Source organism: Flavonifractor hominis, from assembly GCF_040095835.1.
Taxonomy (GTDB): domain Bacteria; phylum Bacillota; class Clostridia; order Oscillospirales; family Oscillospiraceae; genus Flavonifractor; species Flavonifractor hominis.
In genome coordinates this window covers 17,634-35,899 of sequence record NZ_JBBMFT010000004.1, presented here as the reverse complement: position 1 = coordinate 35,899, position 18,266 = coordinate 17,634, and the positions used below count along the sequence as shown (strand labels likewise).

General features: G+C 61.2%; 18 protein-coding genes and 1 tRNA gene. 11 read left to right on the top strand and 8 right to left on the bottom strand.

Features of this window, described 5'->3' with window-relative positions; genetic code table 11:
• Nucleotides 1–28 precede the first annotated feature (28 nt).
• The 8 genes from WMO45_RS07805 to WMO45_RS07770 all read right to left on the bottom strand — a co-directional run bounded on the left by WMO45_RS07805 (nt 29) and on the right by WMO45_RS07770 (nt 9,970).
• Nucleotides 29–1,666: an acyl-CoA dehydratase activase gene (locus WMO45_RS07805; protein ID WP_349140060.1), complete on the bottom strand. Its 1,638-nt coding sequence runs from the start codon at nt 1,664–1,666 to the stop codon at nt 29–31.
• On the bottom strand, nt 1,663–2,937 hold the full coding sequence (locus WMO45_RS07800; RefSeq protein ID WP_349140058.1) for a 2-hydroxyacyl-CoA dehydratase subunit D: 1,275 nt from the start codon (nt 2,935–2,937) through the stop codon (nt 1,663–1,665). The genes WMO45_RS07805 and WMO45_RS07800 overlap by 4 nt, the downstream gene beginning before the upstream one ends.
• A 70-nt stretch (nt 2,938–3,007) precedes the next feature.
• Nucleotides 3,008–3,083 (bottom strand) — tRNA-Gly (locus tag WMO45_RS07795).
• A 58-nt stretch (nt 3,084–3,141) separates the two neighbouring features.
• The gene (locus WMO45_RS07790) at nt 3,142–4,206 is read right to left on the bottom strand and encodes a hypothetical protein (RefSeq protein ID WP_349140056.1); all 1,065 of its coding nucleotides are present in this window, start codon (nt 4,204–4,206) and stop codon (nt 3,142–3,144) included.
• Between the two features lie 11 nt (nt 4,207–4,217).
• Nucleotides 4,218–4,808, bottom strand: coding sequence for a lactate utilization protein (locus WMO45_RS07785; protein WP_349140054.1), 591 nt, complete (start codon nt 4,806–4,808; stop codon nt 4,218–4,220).
• A 21-nt stretch (nt 4,809–4,829) separates the two neighbouring features.
• Nucleotides 4,830–5,696, bottom strand: coding sequence for a YitT family protein (locus WMO45_RS07780; RefSeq protein ID WP_349140053.1), 867 nt, complete (start codon nt 5,694–5,696; stop codon nt 4,830–4,832).
• Between the two features lie 27 nt (nt 5,697–5,723).
• Nucleotides 5,724–7,967, bottom strand: a complete 2,244-nt coding sequence (locus tag WMO45_RS07775; protein WP_349140051.1) for a DNA gyrase subunit A — start codon at nt 7,965–7,967, stop codon at nt 5,724–5,726.
• 14 nt (nt 7,968–7,981) lie between these two features.
• On the bottom strand, nt 7,982–9,970 hold the full coding sequence (locus tag WMO45_RS07770; protein WP_349140049.1) for a DNA gyrase/topoisomerase IV subunit B: 1,989 nt from the start codon (nt 9,968–9,970) through the stop codon (nt 7,982–7,984).
• Between the two features lie 374 nt (nt 9,971–10,344).
• Between WMO45_RS07770 and WMO45_RS07765 the strand changes: the two genes are divergently transcribed.
• From WMO45_RS07765 to WMO45_RS07715, 11 genes are all read left to right on the top strand, one after another.
• Complete coding sequence (locus tag WMO45_RS07765) at nt 10,345–10,596, top strand: DUF2508 family protein (protein WP_349140047.1); 252 nt, start codon at nt 10,345–10,347, stop codon at nt 10,594–10,596.
• 38 nt (nt 10,597–10,634) lie between these two features.
• Nucleotides 10,635–10,925, top strand: a complete 291-nt coding sequence (locus WMO45_RS07760) for a pro-sigmaK processing inhibitor BofA family protein (RefSeq protein WP_349140045.1) — start codon at nt 10,635–10,637, stop codon at nt 10,923–10,925.
• A gap of 118 nt (nt 10,926–11,043) precedes the next feature.
• A complete protein-coding gene (locus WMO45_RS07755) occupies nt 11,044–11,664 on the top strand; it encodes an S-layer homology domain-containing protein (RefSeq protein ID WP_435387683.1) in 621 nt (206 codons plus the stop codon).
• A 31-nt stretch (nt 11,665–11,695) separates the two neighbouring features.
• Nucleotides 11,696–12,151, top strand: a complete 456-nt coding sequence (locus WMO45_RS07750; RefSeq protein WP_349140041.1) for a MarR family winged helix-turn-helix transcriptional regulator — start codon at nt 11,696–11,698, stop codon at nt 12,149–12,151.
• 8 nt (nt 12,152–12,159) lie between these two features.
• Nucleotides 12,160–13,206 carry a putative glycoside hydrolase gene (locus WMO45_RS07745; protein WP_349140039.1) on the top strand — a complete coding sequence of 349 codons (1,047 nt, stop codon included), beginning with the start codon at nt 12,160–12,162 and terminating at the stop codon, nt 13,204–13,206.
• 268 nt (nt 13,207–13,474) lie between these two features.
• Entirely contained in the window at nt 13,475–13,789 is a 315-nt protein-coding gene (locus tag WMO45_RS07740) for a hypothetical protein (RefSeq protein ID WP_349140038.1), read from the top strand.
• Nucleotides 13,789–15,795 carry a V-type ATP synthase subunit I gene (locus tag WMO45_RS07735; RefSeq protein WP_349140036.1) on the top strand — a complete coding sequence of 669 codons (2,007 nt, stop codon included), beginning with the start codon at nt 13,789–13,791 and terminating at the stop codon, nt 15,793–15,795. Before WMO45_RS07740 ends, WMO45_RS07735 begins: the two co-directional genes overlap by 1 nt.
• 1 nt (nt 15,796) lies before the next feature.
• Nucleotides 15,797–16,291: a V-type ATP synthase subunit K gene (locus tag WMO45_RS07730; protein WP_349140034.1), complete on the top strand. Its 495-nt coding sequence runs from the start codon at nt 15,797–15,799 to the stop codon at nt 16,289–16,291.
• Nucleotides 16,292–16,307: 16 nt separating this feature from the next.
• Nucleotides 16,308–16,895 (top strand): V-type ATP synthase subunit E, encoded by a 588-nt coding sequence (locus tag WMO45_RS07725; RefSeq protein WP_349140032.1) that lies wholly within the window; start codon nt 16,308–16,310, stop codon nt 16,893–16,895.
• Nucleotides 16,896–16,925: 30 nt separating this feature from the next.
• Nucleotides 16,926–17,924 (top strand): V-type ATPase subunit, encoded by a 999-nt coding sequence (locus WMO45_RS07720; RefSeq protein ID WP_349140031.1) that lies wholly within the window; start codon nt 16,926–16,928, stop codon nt 17,922–17,924.
• Complete coding sequence (locus WMO45_RS07715) at nt 17,917–18,231, top strand: V-type ATP synthase subunit F (RefSeq protein WP_349140030.1); 315 nt, start codon at nt 17,917–17,919, stop codon at nt 18,229–18,231. The genes WMO45_RS07720 and WMO45_RS07715 overlap by 8 nt, the downstream gene beginning before the upstream one ends.
• Nucleotides 18,232–18,266: the final 35 nt, after the last annotated feature.

Sequence of the window (18,266 nt, the reverse complement as noted above, 5' to 3'; positions counted from 1 at the left end):
CCGGCCCCTGGTGGGGCCGGCCCGTTTGTTATGCCTGGGGTGCAGACAGGCTGTCCAGGGCAAAGAGGGCCGCGCCCAGCGCGCCGCACAGGTCGGGGTCGGAGGCGATCCAGAGCGGAGCACCCAGCCGGGCTTCCAGAGCCTCCACCACGCCACGGTTGCGGGCCACGCCTCCGGTCATCATATAGGGAGCCTTGGCGCCGGCCCGGGCGGCCAGAGCGGCGGTCTTGGCTGCCACCGACTGGTTCAGACCGTGGACAATGTCGGCAGTGGAGTGGTTGTCGGCGATGAGAGAGACCACCTCCGACTCGGCAAAGACGGTACACATGCTGGAAATGGTCAGCTCCTGCTCCCACTGCAGGCCCACACGGGCCATCTCATCCAGCTCCAGCTCCAGGGTGCGGGCCATGAGCTCCAGGAAGCGGCCGGTACCCGCGGCGCATTTGTCGTTCATGACAAAGCCGGTCACGCTGCCGGATTCGTCCAGACAGATGACCTTGCTGTCCTGCCCGCCGATGTCCACAATGGAGCGGGCTTGGGGATACAACCGGTGGGCGCCCCGGGCATGGCAGGTGATCTCGGTGACCTGACCGGTGGCAAAGGGGATGTTGCCCCGGCCGTAGCCGGTGGCCACGATGGCGGCCATGTCCTCCGGTCGGAAGCCGCCCAGGGCGGCAAAGGCCTTCTCTGCGCCCTGGCTGGCCCGGGGGCCGGTGCGGACGATGGCGCTGGCGGCCAGATTGCCCTCCAGGTCCAGTACCACCACGTTGGTGGTGGTGGAGCCGCTGTCGATGCCCGCCACGTACTGACCCGCCCTGCGGGGCGCGGCAGGGGCGCCGCGCAGGTCCAGCTCCTCCAGGAAAGCCTCCAGACGGGTGGAGAGCTGACCGCTGGACTGGGGTGTGAAATCGGTCTCCACCTTCAGAATGGGCAGCGGGGAGTGCTTGCGCAGACGCTCATACTCAAAGGAGTAGAAGTCGCAGAATTTGACCGTGTGATACACCACGCCCCGGAGGTTGGGATGGTCCAGCAGCTCCTCCCGCCGGCCCACCGCCTCCATGCGCAGGCAGGGGATCTGGCCCAGCAGCGCCCCGGCATACCAGTCCAGCAATGCGTCGGTATCCCCCTCCGGCGGCGGGGGCAGGCTGCGGTTGCCTCCGCAGGTAAAGTCGGCCACCGGCAGGGGGCTAACCCGCCGCAGCGCCTCCAGCAGGCTGCTGCCTGCCCGGGCACCCAGCACGGCCAGGAAGGGCCCGGAAGGAACCGCCGGAGCGGGCGAAACGGCGGCCCGGAAGCGGGCGGGGTCGAAACGAGTCCCGCGGTAGGCGCTGTATTCCGCAATGAGCCGGTCCAGCTCGGCCCGCAGGCGGGCCCGGGCGCAGGAGTCGTCCCGCCGGGGCAGATCCATCAGAAAGAGAAAGTCCATCTGCCCGGCCAGCACGTCCCGGCAGCGGCGGATGCTGTCGCAGCAGTTGACCAGCACCAGCTCCCGGATCCCCTGCCCCAGGCACTGCTCCAGCAGGGCCTTGGCGTGGCAGCAGAAGTGGTTGTGGGTCAGGGCCTCGGCCCGGGTGAAGTCCTCCGCCTCCCGTTCCAGCAGCACCGGCTCGCCCCCCAGGGCGGCCAGCAGCTCCACGGGGGTGTATTTGCAGGTATATCCGATCATCTGTTTCCCTCCAGCAGCTCCAGAAAGGCCTGCAGCCGCGTCACCATCTGTCCGTCGTTTACGTTGCCGCTGTCGCAGCCGTCTCCGTCCAGCACCAGGGTGGGAAAGCCGGCGGCCTCCAGATGCTGACGGGCGTACTGGGCCGCGCCTGAGGTCTGCTTGCACCCCCAGTGGCAAAACCACACCGCGCCGTCGGCCCGGAGCAGCTTGGCCAGCTCCACGGCCCGGGCCACCCGGCGCTCGGCGCTGCCGTTAAAGGAGTTGTACACCAGCCGCCGGGCCATGGACTCATAGGGGTGGTCCGGGTCGGGCAGCTCCGGGGCGTCAAAGGACATGTCGCACCCTACGATCTCCACCCGGGGACTGAAATTCAGAATCTCCCGCAGGGCGTCCTGCCAGTGGGGCAGGGTGTGCAGCCACAGGATGCGCTTGCCCCGCCGGCCCTCGGGCAGGGCGGCAGTCTGGGCGCACAGGCGCTCGGTGTAGCGCTGGGCCTGGGGCGAACCCAGCATGGAGTGGGTGGCAAAGACCGAAAGCATCTCGGAGGTCATCTCGTCGGACAGGGAGCGGCTGGCCCGCAGCTGCAGATACCGGCGGTAGTTCTCCAGTGTGGCCCGGGAGCGCCCCACCGCCTGGCGCAACGCATCCTCCTCCAGATGCCGGCCCGTATGCTGCTGGAGAAAATCGGTCATGGCCCGCAGCTGGTCGGCCAGCCAGGCTACCGATGCCTCCGTGGGGGCGTAGGGCACATCCAGCGTAAAGTGAGGGACATCCCAGAACTCCGCCAGCCGACGGAAGGTGAGCTGGTTGGCATCGCAGGCCAGAGAGGTGTTCAGGATAAAGCGGGGGCGGGACATGACTCCGCTCTCGGCCAGGCCCAGCAGGATTTTATGGTAGGAGCAATAGCTCTCCGGCACGCCCCGCTCCTCCGCCGCCTCCACAAATACCCGGTCGGCCGCGGTGGAGACCAGATAGCAGGACAGCCCTTCGGGCAGCACGGCAGGAATACCCATGGCGTGGAGAGGCTCACAGGGCAGAAAAATATTGACGCAGGCGGTCCGATCCGCCCGGCCCAGGGCGGCGGCCATGGTGCGGGCGGTGGCCCCTTGCATATAGCACCGGGCGGGCAGCACCTGCCGGGGCGGAAACAGGCGCATCTGTACCCCGACCAGCGTATAGGCGGCGTGGAGCAGGGCCCGGGTCCGGCGGGGGTGCTCCGGTACCTGCCGGGAGAGAAAGCGGCCCAGCGATTCAATGGTGGGACTCGGCATGGCGTATCTCCTTTCACACACAGACAAATAAGAAAAGAGGATGGCCAATGGCCATCCTCTTTTCTTATTCTGGAGCAGGTGACGAGGCTCGAACTCGCTACCTCCACCTTGGCAAGGTGGCGCTCTACCAGATGAGCTACACCTGCAAGCGACGAAGGTTATTATAGCGAAAGGGGGCGAGCTTGTCAACCCTTTTTTTAAAAATTATTCGATTTCTTCGCTGCCGGCCCAGACATAGCCCAAAGCGATCAGATCTTCCGCCGACCAGGTGGTGCCGTCGGTGCTGCGAGTGAGATCCACGTAATGAGTGCCGCCGTTGTCGGTGAGCTGATTCCAGAAGTGGGGCTGCCCGTTCAGGGTGCCCTCAATAAGGGTAGAGCCGATGTCCATCTCGTCGCACAGCAGTTGAAAAGCCAGCGCCAGCCCCTCGCTGTCGGCACCGTCACCCAAAATGGCATCCCAGGCGGTAGAGCCGGTGCCGCTGGTGTGTACCGCATCGGGAAGCAGTTGGAACAGTAAGGAAAGCCGTTCCGCGGAGGTGTGCTGACTGGGGTGCAGGGGAAGCACCATCTGCTCCACGGTGGAGAGCAGATCCTCCTTTTTGTGAGCCAGCAGCTCGGCGGATTCCGGATAAATCAGCAGGATCTCCACGATGCGTTGATTGCCTGTATCAGGGTAGAGGTTGATCTCCCAAAGCGGCATGCCCAGAGCAGAGGCCGGATCGTCATAGTAGGCCTGACGGATGAGGGAGTCCAGGTCGGCCATCTCCTCGGTGAAATAGCCCACCCGCAGGGCCAACTCCGGCTGGAAAGCGGCCAGGGCCTGCCCTACCTCCTCCCGGATGGCACTGGAGCCGGTGACGTTGACCAGGCTGTTGATCTGCTCCTGGGTGCGGCGGTAGGAAATGGTAATGGTGGCCTCATAGGTGGTGAGTACCCGGGTATAGTCGTTTTTGATGAAGTCCACGGCGTAGGCGCCAAGGGGATCGTCCTTGGCCACCTCCAGGCAGGCCTGGTTCAGGTCGGCCTCCACATCCCCCTCGTAGCCTGTCAGCTGCACGACGCCCTCTTCCATCCCCTGAGAGACAAAAAAGAGTATGGCGTTGACCAGTTCGGAATAGGTATCCGCCTTGATGGTAGATGTGTCGCTGCCTGAAACGGTGTGCTCCGTATGAGGCTCCACAGAGGTATAAGTGCGCTCCAGCAAAGAGGTACAGCCGGAGAGCAGCAGGGCGCAGCACAGGGCCAGCGCGGGCAGGATACGCTTCATCTCCGCCCTCCTCAAAAGCCCAGAGGCTCTCCGATAAGGACCACCTCGGTGCGGCCCACACCGCCTGGCGGCGCCCACAGTACGTTCAGTGCCCGACAGATCCGCTGGGGGCTGTTGCAGTCATAGCAGCGGTCGCCCCGCAGGGCGCAGGGGGTCTTTTTCTTCAGACGCATGGCATTTTTGGGGGCGGCCACATTGCGTGCCCTCCATAGGGCGGTGTCATAGTCCGGGCAGAGCTTGTTGCACCCCACCAGAAAATAGACCTCCTCATGGCCGAAAAGCGTGGAGGCCACCCGGTTGCCGGTGCCGTCGATGTTGAGGATCTCCCCGGTCTCGGCCAGGGCATTGCAGGAGGTGAGATAGACCGAGGCGGCGGCAGCGTCCGAAAGAGTGCCATCCAGCCAGTGCCAGAGGATCTGGTTATGTGTTCCCAGCCGCTGAGCCAGCCCCATGTCCCGGACGGTCACTGAGCCGCCGATGCCGATGCTCCGGCCATCCAGTTTTCCGTCCATATAGTCTGCGGCCTCTGCGGCGGTGGCAAAGCAGGATACGGCAAAACCGCGCTGTTTCAAATGGGCGGTGACCTTAGTAAAGACGGTCATGAAGCTGCCTCCTTTCCGACATTAGATGTCATTCTTGCTATAAGTGCGGAATCCCTCACCCAGTACGTCATGGGCGTCGCATACGATGAGGAAGGCGTGGGGATCGATCTGATTGACCATCTCTTTGAGGGGGACGATCTCCTTTTGCTTGAAGGCCACCATCAGCACTTTTTTCTCATCACCGGAGTAGGCACCCTCCCCGTGGAGAATGGTGGCGCCCCGGTCCATGGCCATAACGGCGTCGGCAATGGCACGGCAGGAATCGCTGATGATATAGGCCACCTTGGAACTGTCCAGGCCATAGAGGACGGTGTCCATCACCTTGGTGGTGACGAAGAGAGAGACAATGCCGTACAGGGCGCTCTCCACCTTGCCAAATGCAATGGCAGCCAGGGCGATGACAATAAAGTCGGGAATGAGTACCAGGGTGCCCATGGGCAGCCAGGCGAATTTCAGCTTGAGCAGCCGGGCGATCAGGTCGGTGCCGCCGGTGGTGGCACCCTTGGAAAAGACCAGTCCAATGCCAAGGCCCAGCAGGGCCCCGCCAAAAATGCTGGCCAGCATGGGATCCATGGGCTGGAACTGATATACCATGTTCATCAGGTCAATGGCAAAGGAGCTGAGGGTCATGGCGTAGAGGGAGGACACCAGCAGGTGGCCGCCGATAAACTTCCACCCCATAAAAAACAGGGGGACGTTCATGACAAAAACGGTGGTGCCCACCGGCAGCACAGGGATCAGGGCGTTGAGCACCTGGCCCAGGCCGGTAAGACCTCCCATGGCCACCAGGTTGGGGGCGTAGAAAATGTTATAGGCCAGGGCGTAGAGCAGGGACCCCAGGGTGATGATGGCATAGCTTTTGACGTACTGGTACACGGAGTGTTTCAACAGGCATACCTCTTTTCTACGGCAGAATCACAGCAGGCTGATCTGAACCTCGCCCCGGTCTTCCTCCTTAAGCAGAGCGCCCGCCGCCGGCAAAGAGCGGGCCCGGTACCGGGCGGCGTTGACGATGGTGGTATCGGACAGGGGGCAGGCGCGCTCCACCTTCCACTTGGGCTTGAGGGTCATCACATTGACCCCCTGGGTGGAGCGGGTGGCCTTGGGAGCCAGGGCCGAGGTGTGGAACACCAGCGCCCGGCCCTCGGTGGAGCGGATGGCCACCTCCAGATCTTCTTGGATCAGCAGAGCGGCGGCCAGGGGAGATTTGTCCGAGTAGGCGCCGGTCAAACGGCGGCGTTTGGTCTGGGTGCGGTAGGCGGACAGCTCCACCCGGGCTACCTTGCCGTTTTCGAAGAAGAAGAGCAGGTTGCCTGCGTAGTCGGCGGTGATGCAGGCCCACACCATGCTCTCCCCCGGGTCCATGCCCAGCTTGGTGGGCAAAAAGTCGCCCAGCAGGCTGGCCTTGGAGTCGTCGAAGTCGCTGAGCCGGGCCTTGTAGCACTGCTGGTGGTCGGTAAAGACCAGCAGCTCGTCCCGGTTGTTCCCCTCCCACTGGAGGAAGGGGCCGTCCCCCTCCTTGTACTTCTGTTCATTGCTCATACGCAGGGATTGGGGAGTGATCTTTTTGAAATAGCCCTCCTGCGAGCAGAATACGTGCACCGGGTAGTCCGGCGTCTCGTCTTCGGCCTCCTCAGCGGTGGCATTCTGATATTCGTAGATGATCTCGGTGCGCCGGGGCAGGGCGTATTTTTTCTTGACGGCCTGCAGCTCGCCGGTGATGATCTTCTTCACCCGGCCCGGGTTGTCCAGCACGTCCTGCAGATCGGCGATCTCCGCCTCTAATCCGGATACTTCCTCAATGCGCTTGAGGATATATTCCTTGTTGATGTTGCGCAGCTTGATATCCGCCACATATTCGGCCTGTACCTCGTCGATGCCGAAGCCGATCATCAGGTTGGGCACCACCTCGGCGTCCTCCTCGGTCTCCCGGATGATCTGGATGGCCCGGTCGATGTCCAGCAGGATCTTTTTCAGGCCCTTGAGCAGATGGAGCTTATCCTGCTTCTTCTTCAGCACATAGTAGGTCCGCCGGCGCACTCCGTCCATCCGCCAGGCGGTCCACTCCTCCAGGATCTCCCGTACTCCCATTACCCGGGGCATGCCGGCGATGAGAATATTGAAGTTGCAGGAGAAGGAGTCCTGCAGGGTGGTGGAGCGGAAGAGCCGGGCCATCAGCTTGTCCGGGTCGGCTCCCCGCTTCAGGTCGATGGTGATCTTCAGACCGTTCAGGTCGGTCTCGTCCCGCATGTCGGCGATTTCTTTGATCTTCCCGCTCTTGATGAGCTCGGCCACCTTATCCATGATGGCCTCCACCGTGGTGGTGTAGGGAATTTCATAGATCTCGATGAGGTTCTCGCCCTTCAGATAGCGCCACTTGGCCCGCACCTGGACCGAGCCCCGGCCGGTCTCGTAGATCTGCCGCAGGGCGGCCTCATCGTACAGAAGCTCCCCGCCGGTGGGGAAATCGGGGGCTTTCAGCACGTCCAGCAGGTTGACCTTGGGGTTTTTCAGGTAGGCTGCCGCCGCGTCGCACACCTCCGAGAGGTTGAAGCCGCACAGGTTGGAGGCCATGCCCACGGCGATGCCCTGGTTGGCACTCACCAGCACGTTGGGGAAGGTGGTGGGCAGCAGAGTGGGCTCCTGCATGGAGCCGTCGTAGTTGTCTACAAAATCCACTGTGTCCTGGTCAATGTCCCGGAACAGCTCTGCGCAGATGGGGTCCAGGCGCACCTCAGTGTACCGGCTGGCCGCCCAGGCCATGTCCCGGGAATAGACCTTACCGAAGTTGCCCTTGGAGTCCACCAGGGGGTGGAGCAGGGCTCCGTAGCCACGGGACAGGCGCACCATGGTGTCATAGATGGCGGCGTCGCCGTGGGGATTGAGTTTCATGGTCTGGCCCACCACGTTGGCGCTCTTGGTGCGGGCCCCCCCCAGCAGGTGCATCTGGTACATGGTGTACAGAAGCTTGCGGTGAGAGGGCTTGAACCCGTCGATCTCCGGAATGGCCCGGGAGACAATGACGCTCATGGCGTAGGGCATGTAGTTGACTTCCAGCGTCTCGGTGATGGGCTGCTCCAGCACCTCGGGCCGCAGGCCCATCACGTTGGGGTTGTTGACTTTTTTCGCCCCCTCCTCGGGGACCTTTTTCTTAGCCATTTGGTTCCATCCTTTTACGAAATATCCGCCAGCTCCAGATATTTATATCCGTTTTCTGCAATGTGGTCTTTCCGGCCCTGAAGATTGTCCCCCAGCAGCAGGTCAAACACCCGGGCGGTGTTTTCCACATCCTCGGGCATGACCTTGATGAGCCGCCGGGTCTCCGGGTTCATGGTGGTGAGCCACATCATGTCCGGCTCGTTCTCACCCAGACCCTTGGAGCGGTTGATGGAGCACTTCTTCCCCGCCAGCTCACCATTGACGATGTCGTTTTTCTCGGCATCGGAATAGGCGAACCAGGTCTTTTCCTTATAATTGATCTCATAAAGAGGGGACTCGGCGATATACACATAGCCCCGCTGTATGAGCGTAGGAGTAAGGCGGTAGAGCATGGTCAGGATGAGCGTGCGGATCTGGAAACCGTCCACATCGGCATCGGTACAGATGACGATCTTGTTCCAGCGCAGGTTCATCAGATCGAAGGCGGCCAGGTCCTTGGCGTGTTTGTCATTGACCTCTACCCCGCAGCCCAGCACTTTCAAAAGGTCGGTGATGATCTCACTTTTGAAGATCTTGGCGTAGTCGGCCTTCAGACAGTTGAGGATCTTGCCCCGCACGGGCATGATCCCCTGGAATTCCGCGTCCCGGCTGAGCTTGACGCTGCCCAGAGCCGAGTCGCCCTCCACAATGTAGAGTTCCCGCCGGGTGGTGTCCTTGGTGCGGCAGTCCACAAATTTCTGCACCCGGTTGGAAATGTCCATGGCCCCGGTGAGCTTCTTTTTGATGTTCAGTCGGGTGCGCTCGGCGTTCTCCCGGCTGCGCTTGTTGATGAGCACCTGCTCGGCGATCTTTCCCGCGTCGAAGGGGTTTTCAATAAAATAGACCTCCAGCTGGGAACGGAGGAACTCGGTCATGGCTTCCTGGACAAACTTGTTGGTAATGGCCTTTTTGGTCTGGTTCTCATAGGAAGTCTGGGTGGAGAAGTTATTGCTCACCAATACCAGGCAATCCTCCACATCGGCCCAGGTGATTTTGCTCTCGCTCTTCTGGTATTTGCCCTGAGCCTTCAGATAGGCGTCGATGCCCCCTACAAAGGCGGATTTTACCGCCTTTTCCGGAGAGCCGCCGTGCTCCAACCAGGAGGAGTTGTGGTAGTGCTCGATGACCTGTACAGTATTGGAGAAGCAGAAGGAAACCGAAAGCTTTACCTTATACTCATCCTTGTCCGCACGGTCCCGGCCCCGGCGCTCGGTCTGCCAGAACACCGGCTGGGTCAGAGGGTTCTCCCCTGCCAGCTCCTTTACATAGTCCTCGATGCCGTGTTCATACTTAAAATCGGTCGTTTCAAATTTGCTGCCGACCTGATTGCGGAAACGGAACGTCACCCCGGCGTTGACCACGGCCTGCCGCTTGAGTACATCCAGGTAATATTCCACCGGGATATCGATGTCGGTAAACACGTCCAGGTCGGGCAGCCACCGGAATTTGGAGCCGGTCTTTTTCCCGGCATAGGGCTCCTTTTTCAGCCCGCCTACGTTTTCGCCCCGTTCAAAGTGCAGGGTATATTCAAACCCGTCCCGGTGGATCACCGCGTCAAAGTAGGCGCTGGCATACTGGGTGGCACAGGAGCCCAGGCCGTTGAGGCCCAGAGAGTATTCATAATTATCGCCGGAATTGTTGTTGTATTTGCCGCCGGCGTACAGCTCGCAGAATACCAGCTCCCAGTTGTATTTCTGCTCTTTTTCATTCCAGTCCACGGGGCAGCCCCGGCCGAAGTCCTCCACCTCGATGGATTTGTCCTCATACCGGGTAACGGTGATCAGGCTGCCGTGCCCCTCCCGAGCTTCGTCAATGGCGTTGGACAGGATCTCAAAAACGGCATGTTCACAGCCCTCCAGCCCGTCGGAGCCAAAAATAACCGCCGGGCGCTTGCGGACCCGGTCGGCCCCCTTCAGGGAGGAAATGGAGTCGTTTCCGTAATTTTTGGGGGTGCTTTTTGCCATGAATGTCTCCTCACTCTAACCAAAATCAACAATGATACAGTTTCTTCTTATCTTACCCCAATTTTAAGGGAAGTGTCAAGAAAACCAGGGCGTACAGCACAAAAAGGGAGCGCGGTGCTGCTGCACCACGCCCCCTCTGGACAAAGCTGGAGCCCTGCTCCGCGCTCCTTTCGCCTTTCGCCAGAGGGTGAGCTCACCCGGCACCGGCTTAAAAGGAGATGCGGAAGGACGGGTCCCTGTTCCGTCCAAAGCTAGTATGTCCCCCGGCTGCATGGACATGCGCGGAAAAAAACGGTATAAAACGTGGCATATTTGTCCAGACTGGACATAGCATAAAACCGCAGGAAGCAACGACAAAAGAAGGAGGTCCGTCTATGACCGAAACAGTCAACCCCTTTGTCCACCGCAGAAAACGGGTGAACGATCCGGCCCGGCAAACGCTGCTGGACGGCCTGGCCCAGACCCGTTTGCTCATCGCCCAGGCCTATGCCGGCTTCAACAGTGCGGAAGATCCGGACCTCATTGAATCCTATGTCTTTGAGATCAATGCCCTGCAGGCCCGCTATTCTTACCTGCTCCGGCAGGTAAAGGGACTGGAGGACGACCCGACCGCACAGCTGAGATAACCGCGGGCCCTGCCCCGCCGCCAAGGTGCTGGCACATCATGGAAAAGGTGGTGGCGGCGGTGGAAGCGCTGTTGAATGCCCTGCCCTGGATTGTGGGCGGGCTGATCCTGGTGGTATTGCTGGCGGCTCTTCGCCGGCCATTGGAGTGGCTGGTGCGCCTGGTGGCCCGGACAGGGATAGGCCTGATGGTGCTCTGGGGCCTGAGCGGTGTGGGTGGTCTCGTAGGAGTACACCTGGGAGTAAACCTGCTCAATGCTCTGGTGCTGGCTCTGCTGGGCGTACCCGGTTTCGGCCTGCTGCTGATGCTGAACTGGGTCCTGGCGGTGTGACATGCGGGAGCGCCACCTCCCGCATGTTTTTCTGCTCCATTTCTTTCGTATTGTTCATAGTTTTTTAAAATCCGTGTCGTAAAATGGGACACAACCTGAAAAAAAGGATGTGGACCCTTTGAAACAGAAATTTGCGGCGCTGGCCTGCGCCGTTTGCCTGTGTGCCGGACTGTGTATACCTGCTGCGGCTGCGGGCGTATACAGCGATGTCCCGGGCGGGGCTTGGTATGAGAGTGCGGTGGAGAGCGTAACAGAGGACGGCTATATGACCGGTGTGGATGAGACCCATTTTGCGCCCACCGCCAATGTTACCCGGGCTACCGTGGTGATGGTGCTGTGGCGGATGGAGGGGTGCCCCGAGGGAAACACGCCCGCTACCTTTTCGGATGTGCCTGCCGGAGCCTGGTATGCCCAGGCGGTAGCCTGGGCCCAGGGGGCAGCGATTGCCCAGGGAGACGATGCCGGCCGTTTTCAGCCCAACGCCTATGTGACCCGGCAGGAACTGGCGGTCCTGCTGACCCGCTATGACCGCTACAAGGGTGTGACACTGGCCGAGGGGGCGCTTAACCTCTATTCCGATGCATCCAAAATTGGTGTCTGGGCTGTGGATGGGATGAAGCATGCCGTTGGCATGGGCTGGCTGGAAGGTTCCGCCGGGCTGATCAATCCGGGGGGACTGGCCTCCCGGGCCCAGCTGGCGGTCATTCTGCAACGGATGACCACCCCGGCCAACGGATGAGACAAAACAAACAGAAAGGAGCGGCAAAAGAATGGAACAGCCCGATCTGTTTCTTTGTTATCTGCGTGTGACCCAGCGCATCTCCCAACAGTTTCGCATCCACTTTGGACGTCTGGATCTGACCTTTCCGCAGGCGTTGGTACTTACGGTTCTGGGAGAAGAGGGGCCGGTGCCCATCAGTGTTCTGGCGGAGCGCACGGGCAGTGCCAACAGTACGGTTTCAGGTATCGTGGACCGGCTGGAGAAACTGGGGCTGGCCCAACGTAAGCGTAGTGAGACCGACCGGCGGGTGATCTACGTCTGTGCTACGGACAAATACCGCCAGCTGCGCGACCGGGCGGCCACTGATGTCAGCGGCTATTTTGGCTCGCTGATGAGCAGTATGACAGAGCAGGACCAGGCCATGGTGGCTGCGGCCCTGCAGAAGCTGGACGAGGCCCTTGCCCGTGCAGATGAGCGGGAGGGGCGCACAGAAGAACAAGGGTGAGGTAACAGGTGAGGAGATATAAGGGATACGGTTCCTACCGGGGGCGCAACCGTGGCAGGAACGTACTCATCGTTCTGATCGTGGTGCTGCTGGTATTGCTGGCGCTGGGCATTGGGGCACTGATCTGGCTGGACGGACATGTGGTATACTCCGCCGACGGTGTGACCATCGACCTGCCCTTCCTGCATGGACAGCAGCCCGAAGAGGACGACACACCAGTGACCGTGACGACACCTCCGCCTGCCACGCCCAGCCCCACCCCCACACCGGAGCCGGAAGAACCCTTCCGGGGTATGATGCTGCCCACCTCTGCTCTGACCGATGGAACGGCTGCGGCCCAGGTGGAGGCAGCGGGGGCCAATGCGGCCATTTTTGACATGAAGACCGACGGCGGACAGCTGAACTATGCCTCCAGCCTGCCTCTGGCCGTCCAAACCGGTGCTTCGGCCACTGACGAGAGCCTTAACGACGCCATCCGACAGCTCAACGACGGGGATGTGTATACCGTAGCCCGCATTTCCTGCCTGCGGGACAATATCGTTCCCCGGGCGGAAATGCCGCTGGCGCTGCACACCAGTGCCGGCAACTGGCGGGACTGGGGGGATTACCGGTGGCTGAGTCCCTTTAATGAGCAGGCGGTGGACTATGTCTGCGGCGTGTGCCGGGAACTGGCGGAACTGGGGTTTGACGAGATCCTGCTGGACAACTGGGCCTTTCCCACACAGGGAGAACTGAGCTGGCTTCAGGAGGATGACAATTACGATGCCGAAGGCGTAAGCCAGGCCCTGGAAGAGTTTTTGCAGCAGATCGACGCTCAACTGGACGCCTTCCCGGAGGTAACGCTTTCTCTGGTGACCACTCCGACCGTACTGGAGGGAGGCACAGAGGGCGGACAGACGCTGGAACTGCTGAGCACCTATGCCGACCGCGTACTGGCCGCACCTGAGGAGGGAACCGCCCTGCCCCAGAATGGGACGCTGGAGGTGGTATCCATCGTGGAGCAGCCGGGAGAAACGCAGGAGAGCTGGGCTGTGCTCTCCGTCACAGGTGAATAGCGCCCAAATTAGGCGCAGGGATCGCTCCCTGCGCCCATTTTTTTACAAAGGGCGTGATGAGGAAAAACACCTAAAATTTGTGGAAAATTGGCAAAATATCGCTTATAATAAAAAGGAGATTAGCACAGTATGGCAAATGATACGAATATCAAAAAACTAAACTGATAATTTTAAACTTGCAATTCTTTTCGAATTGAAGTATCATAGTCCTATCCTTGGGAATGTTGATAGGATGAGAGATCAACAGATGCGGAAAGGCGGTGAAAGCATGTCATTGGAAGCGATCAAACAGGTGACGGAAGCGGAAGAGGTGAACCGCACCAAAAAGGCCCAGGCCCAGGCCGAAGCCAAGCGGCTGGTCGCCGAAGCGGAGCGGGCCGGGAAGGCCAGGTTGGCCGAGGCGAGAGCCAAGGCGGAGGAACAGGTGCGTGGATACCTGAAGCAGGCTGAGGAAACGGCGGCCAAGCACGCCGCGGAGGTGACGGCGCAGACGCAAACGTCCTGCGACGCCCTGCGGGCCAAGGCGGAAGGACGCCTGGCGGACGCCGCTGCCAGCATCGTGAGAAGGGTAGTGAAGAACTGATGTCCATTGTCAAAATGAAGCGGCTGCGGCTTATCGGCATGCAGGACCAACGTCCGGCCCTGCTGCGGTTGCTTCAGCATATGGGCTGCGTGGAGATCGATGAGCCGGAGGATTTACGGGATGATCCGGCGTGGGCGCTCCTCACGCGGCCGGACACCGGGGCGCTGAACCAGGCCAGGGATGCCCGGTCCAGCGTGGAGGGCGCCCTTAAGGCCCTGAAAAAATATGGTCCCAAGCAGAAGGGGGGACTTTTGACCCCGCGTCCTGTGATCACCGAGGGTGAGCTGTTTGACGATGCGGCCTATCAGGCCGGCCTGGCCGACGCTAGACACCTGGTGGAGCTGGAGCGGCAGATCACCGGACTGTATGCCGAGCAGAACAAACTGCGCACGCAGCGGCTGTCGCTGGTGCCCTGGTTGCCGCTGGACATTCCGCTGGAGACGGTTTCGACCCAGGAAGTGGTGGTGTCCTTTGGTACGGTGACTGGCACCACCGATCTGGACGCGTTGGAGCGGGCACTGGAAGAGCAGACCGATCTGGCTCAGATCCTGCGGGCCGGATCGGACGCGCAGCTGCAGTATCTGGTATTCCTTTGCCACCGCAGTGCGGAGGAGGCGTGCCAGCAGATCCTGAAGGATTACGGCTTCTCAAGGGCAGCTCTGCGGGGCTGGACCGGAACGGCGAAGGAGAACGACGCCCGTCTGGAGAGCGAACTGGCCGACGCTGAGCGCCGGCTGGAGGCCACCATCAAGGAAGTTGGATCTTATGCCGGGAAGAAAGGCGAACTGGAGCGGTGTCAAGACCGGGCAGATCAGGAGATCGCCCGGGAGGAGGCCCGCTGCCGCCTGCTGGATACGGGGACGGCCTTCTTCCTGGAGGGCTGGGTGCCCGCACCAGAGGAAGAGAAGCTGCTGGAGAAGCTGCGGGAGTTCACCTGTTGTTGGGAGACCCGGGACCCGGAGCCGGAGGAGTATCCTCAGGTGCCCGTTAAGCTCAAGAGCAACGTCATTACCGAGCCGTTGACCACCATCACCGAGATGTATTCCCTGCCTGCCTATGACGGGGTGGACCCGAACGGTTTGATGGCTCCCTTTTATATCTTTTTCTTCGGCTTCATGTTCGCCGATCTGGGCTACGGCCTGATTTTGGCGGGGGCATGCCTGTTCATTCAGCTGAAGGTCAGGCCCAAGGGCGGCTTTGGTCAGCTCATCCGCCTGATGATCATGTGCGGTATCTCCTCGGCGGTGATCGGACTGTTGACCGGAGGTTTCTTCTCCGACTTTTTGGTACAGTTTACCGATATGCTGGGCCTGCCCCAGCCGGCCATCCCCTTCCTGTCGGTACCGGAGGGCAGCGGTGTACCCGCTCCGCTCCTCAACGTGATGGAAGACCCCATGACCGTACTGGTCTTCGCGCTTGCGGTCGGCTTTGTACAGATTGTGGTGGGCATGATCGTCAAGTTCTGGATGCTTTGCCGGGACGGCCAGGTGGTGGATGCCATCCTGGACATTGGTACCTGGTGGGTTATCTTTGCAGGTATTGGCCTGTTCGCTCTGGGTGTGGGTAATGTGGCCGGCTATCCGGTGGTGCTCATCATCGGCTGCCTGATGCTGCTGGGCCAGGGACGAAATGCCAAGGGATTTGGCAAGGTGACAGCCGTTGTCGGCGCCGTGTACAACGGAGTCACCGGCTACTTCGGCGACATTCTGTCCTACTCCCGCCTGATGGTCATGATGCTGGCCGGCTCGGTCATCGGCCAGGTGTTCAACATCCTGGGCGCTATGCCCGGCGGCGGACTGCCCCCCGCCATCGGCATCCCGATCTTTTTCCTCATCTTTATCATCGGGCATGCCTTTAACATCGGGCTGAACGTGATCGGCACCTACGTGCACACGTCCCGCCTGCAGTATCTGGAGTTTTTCAAGCAGTTCTACAAGGAGGGCGGACGCCCCTGGCGGCCCCTCAAGATTGCCACGACGTTTGTCGATATTAAGGAGGAAGAGTAACATGACATTCGGTGAATTTCTGACTACCTACGCCGGCCCCTTCTTTGGTTTCCTGGGCGCCGCCCTGGCCGCAGGCCTGGCCTGTGTGGGCTCTGCAAAAGGTACTGGCCTGGCTGGTGAAGCGGGCGCCGGCCTGCTGGCTGAGGACCCCTCTCAGTTCTCCAAGTGCATGATTCTGCAGGTTATCCCTGGTACTCAGGGCCTGTATGGCCTGGTCATCGGCTTTTTGGCACTGATGAAGATGGGCCTGTTTGATGGAAGCGTGGCCAACCTGAGCGTGGCCAACGGCCTGCTGATCCTGGCTGCCTGCCTGCCCATGGCCATCGGCGGTTTGCTTTCCGGCATCGCTCAGGGCCGCGTGGCTGCCGCTTCCGTCAACATCGTGGCCAAGAACCCCAACGACTGGTCCAAGGGCATGGTGCTGTGTATCATCGTTGAGTTCTACGCCATCCTGTCCCTGCTGATCTCCTTCCTGATGATCATGTTCGGCTTCTAAGAAGAGGAGCGAGTATATGGACGGAATTGAAAAAATCACCGGGCGGATTGCCGCCGACGGCGCCCAGGAGACCGAGGCCATCCTGGCCGAAGCCCGGGCCCAGGCCGACGCCATCGCCGCGCGCTATGACCAGCAGGCTGCGCGGGAGAGCGAGGAGATTCTCGCCCGTGGCCGCCGCAACGCCCAGGAGCGGGTGGAGCGGCTGGCCAGCGTGGCCCAGCTGGACGCCCGCAAGATGGAATTGTCCGCCAAGCAGGAGATGCTCTCCAAAGCCTATGACCAGGCGCTGGAGCAGCTGTTGAACCTGCCGGAGCAGCAGTATGTGACCCTGCTGGCCGATCTGGCGGCCCATGCCTCCTCCACCGGACGGGAGGCGGTTATCTTCTCTCAGAAAGACCGCACTCGTTACGGTAAGGCGGCGGTGACCCAGGCCAACGAGCGGCTGGGCGATGGACACCTGACCTTGTCTGAGCAGACCAGGCCCATCCGGGGAGGACTCATCCTCAGCGACGGGGACGTGGAGGTCAACTGCACCTTTGAGACTCTGGTGCGCCTCCAGCGGGGCGAGCTGGACCGAGAGGTCGCCAAGGTGCTCTTCGACTGATGCGCTCCTTGCAAGTAAGGAGGCAGAACGTTGTCTAAGATCAAAGATACCGACTATCTGACTATATCTGCCCGCATCCGCGCCATGGAGAACCGTCTGGTGACCCGGGAACGGATGGAGCGGATGCTGGAGGCCCGCAGCGATGACGAGGCGCTGAAGGTCCTTGCCGAGTGCGGCTATGAAGAGCTGCCCGCTCTGACCAACCGAGGGCTGGACGAGATGCTCTCCAAGGCCCGGCAGGCCCTCTACCGGGAGCTCAAGGGCGCGGTGCCCGACCGGCGTCTGGTGGAAGTGTTCCAGATAAAATATGATTATCACAATGCCAAGACCCTGGTGAAGGCTGCCGCCCTTGGGATCGAAGCCGATCGGCTGTTGATGGATGGTGGACGCTGGTCCGCCGCCCAGATCCACGAGGCATTTCAGAGAGACAGTCTGCGGGACTTCACCGATCCCTTCCGCAGAGCGGTGGTTCAGGCCAAGGAGGTGCTCAGCGCCGGAGGAGACCCACAGCTGGCTGATTTCGTGCTGGATGCGGCCTGCTATGAGGAGATGCGCGCGGCGGCCGAAGGCACCGGCAGCGCGTTCCTGCAGGGCTATGTGCGTCTGCTTATCGACGCCACCAACCTGCGCTCGGCCGTCCGGGCCGCCCGGATGGGCAAAGGCAGCGAGTTTCTCAGCCAGGTGCTTCTGCCCGGCGGCAATGTGGAGGTGCGTACCCTGACCGACCGGCGGGGCGGCGATCTGGCCACGGTGTTCCGGGGCGGACCGCTGAGCGAGGCAGCTGCCGCAGGTGCTGCCCTGACTGCCCCTGGCAGCGGGGAGCTCACTGGGTTTGAACGCATGTGCGACGACGCCGTCATGGCCTACCTGACCCAAGCCCGCCGTATCCCCTTCGGGGAGCAGGCGGTGGCTGGTTACCTGTACGCCAGGGAGACCGAGGCTACGGCCATCCGCACCATCCTGTCCGGCCGTATGGCGGGACTGGATGCGGATATCATCCGGGAAAGGCTGCGTGAAGCCTATGTCTAATTATCGTATTGCCGTGCTGGGCGACAAGGACAGTGTACTGGGGTTCAAGGCCCTGGGGCTGGATGTGTTCCCGGCAGAGGACGTGGAGGAGGCCAGACGTACCCTCCACGCACTGGCCAAAGAGAATTACGCGGTGATCTATCTCACCGAGCAGTATGCCGCCCACATGGAGGCGGAGCTGGAGCGCTACAAGGATGAGCTGACCCCTGCGATCATTCTGATCCCGGGTAAGGACGGCTCTCTGGGCATCGGCATGGCCAACGTCAAGCGGGCCGTGGAGCGGGCCGTGGGCGCGGATATTCTGTAAGAGCCGTAAGGGGCGGCGTGTTTCGGCGCCCCATG

Coding starts and splice junctions, on each gene's coding strand:
- WMO45_RS07765 (WP_349140047.1), top strand. CDS start 10,345: ATGACCGAAACAGTCAACCCCTTTGTCCACCGCAGAAAACGGGTGAAC.
- WMO45_RS07715 (WP_349140030.1), top strand. CDS start 17,917: ATGTCTAATTATCGTATTGCCGTGCTGGGCGACAAGGACAGTGTACTG.
- WMO45_RS07785 (WP_349140054.1), bottom strand. CDS start 4,808: ATGACCGTCTTTACTAAGGTCACCGCCCATTTGAAACAGCGCGGTTTT.
- WMO45_RS07770 (WP_349140049.1), bottom strand. CDS start 9,970: ATGGCAAAAAGCACCCCCAAAAATTACGGAAACGACTCCATTTCCTCC.
- WMO45_RS07735 (WP_349140036.1), top strand. CDS start 13,789: ATGTCCATTGTCAAAATGAAGCGGCTGCGGCTTATCGGCATGCAGGAC.
- WMO45_RS07725 (WP_349140032.1), top strand. CDS start 16,308: ATGGACGGAATTGAAAAAATCACCGGGCGGATTGCCGCCGACGGCGCC.
- WMO45_RS07750 (WP_349140041.1), top strand. CDS start 11,696: ATGGAACAGCCCGATCTGTTTCTTTGTTATCTGCGTGTGACCCAGCGC.
- WMO45_RS07790 (WP_349140056.1), bottom strand. CDS start 4,206: ATGAAGCGTATCCTGCCCGCGCTGGCCCTGTGCTGCGCCCTGCTGCTC.
- WMO45_RS07805 (WP_349140060.1), bottom strand. CDS start 1,666: ATGATCGGATATACCTGCAAATACACCCCCGTGGAGCTGCTGGCCGCC.
- WMO45_RS07775 (WP_349140051.1), bottom strand. CDS start 7,967: ATGGCTAAGAAAAAGGTCCCCGAGGAGGGGGCGAAAAAAGTCAACAAC.
- WMO45_RS07740 (WP_349140038.1), top strand. CDS start 13,475: ATGTCATTGGAAGCGATCAAACAGGTGACGGAAGCGGAAGAGGTGAAC.
- WMO45_RS07760 (WP_349140045.1), top strand. CDS start 10,635: ATGGAAAAGGTGGTGGCGGCGGTGGAAGCGCTGTTGAATGCCCTGCCC.
- WMO45_RS07730 (WP_349140034.1), top strand. CDS start 15,797: ATGACATTCGGTGAATTTCTGACTACCTACGCCGGCCCCTTCTTTGGT.
- WMO45_RS07800 (WP_349140058.1), bottom strand. CDS start 2,937: ATGCCGAGTCCCACCATTGAATCGCTGGGCCGCTTTCTCTCCCGGCAG.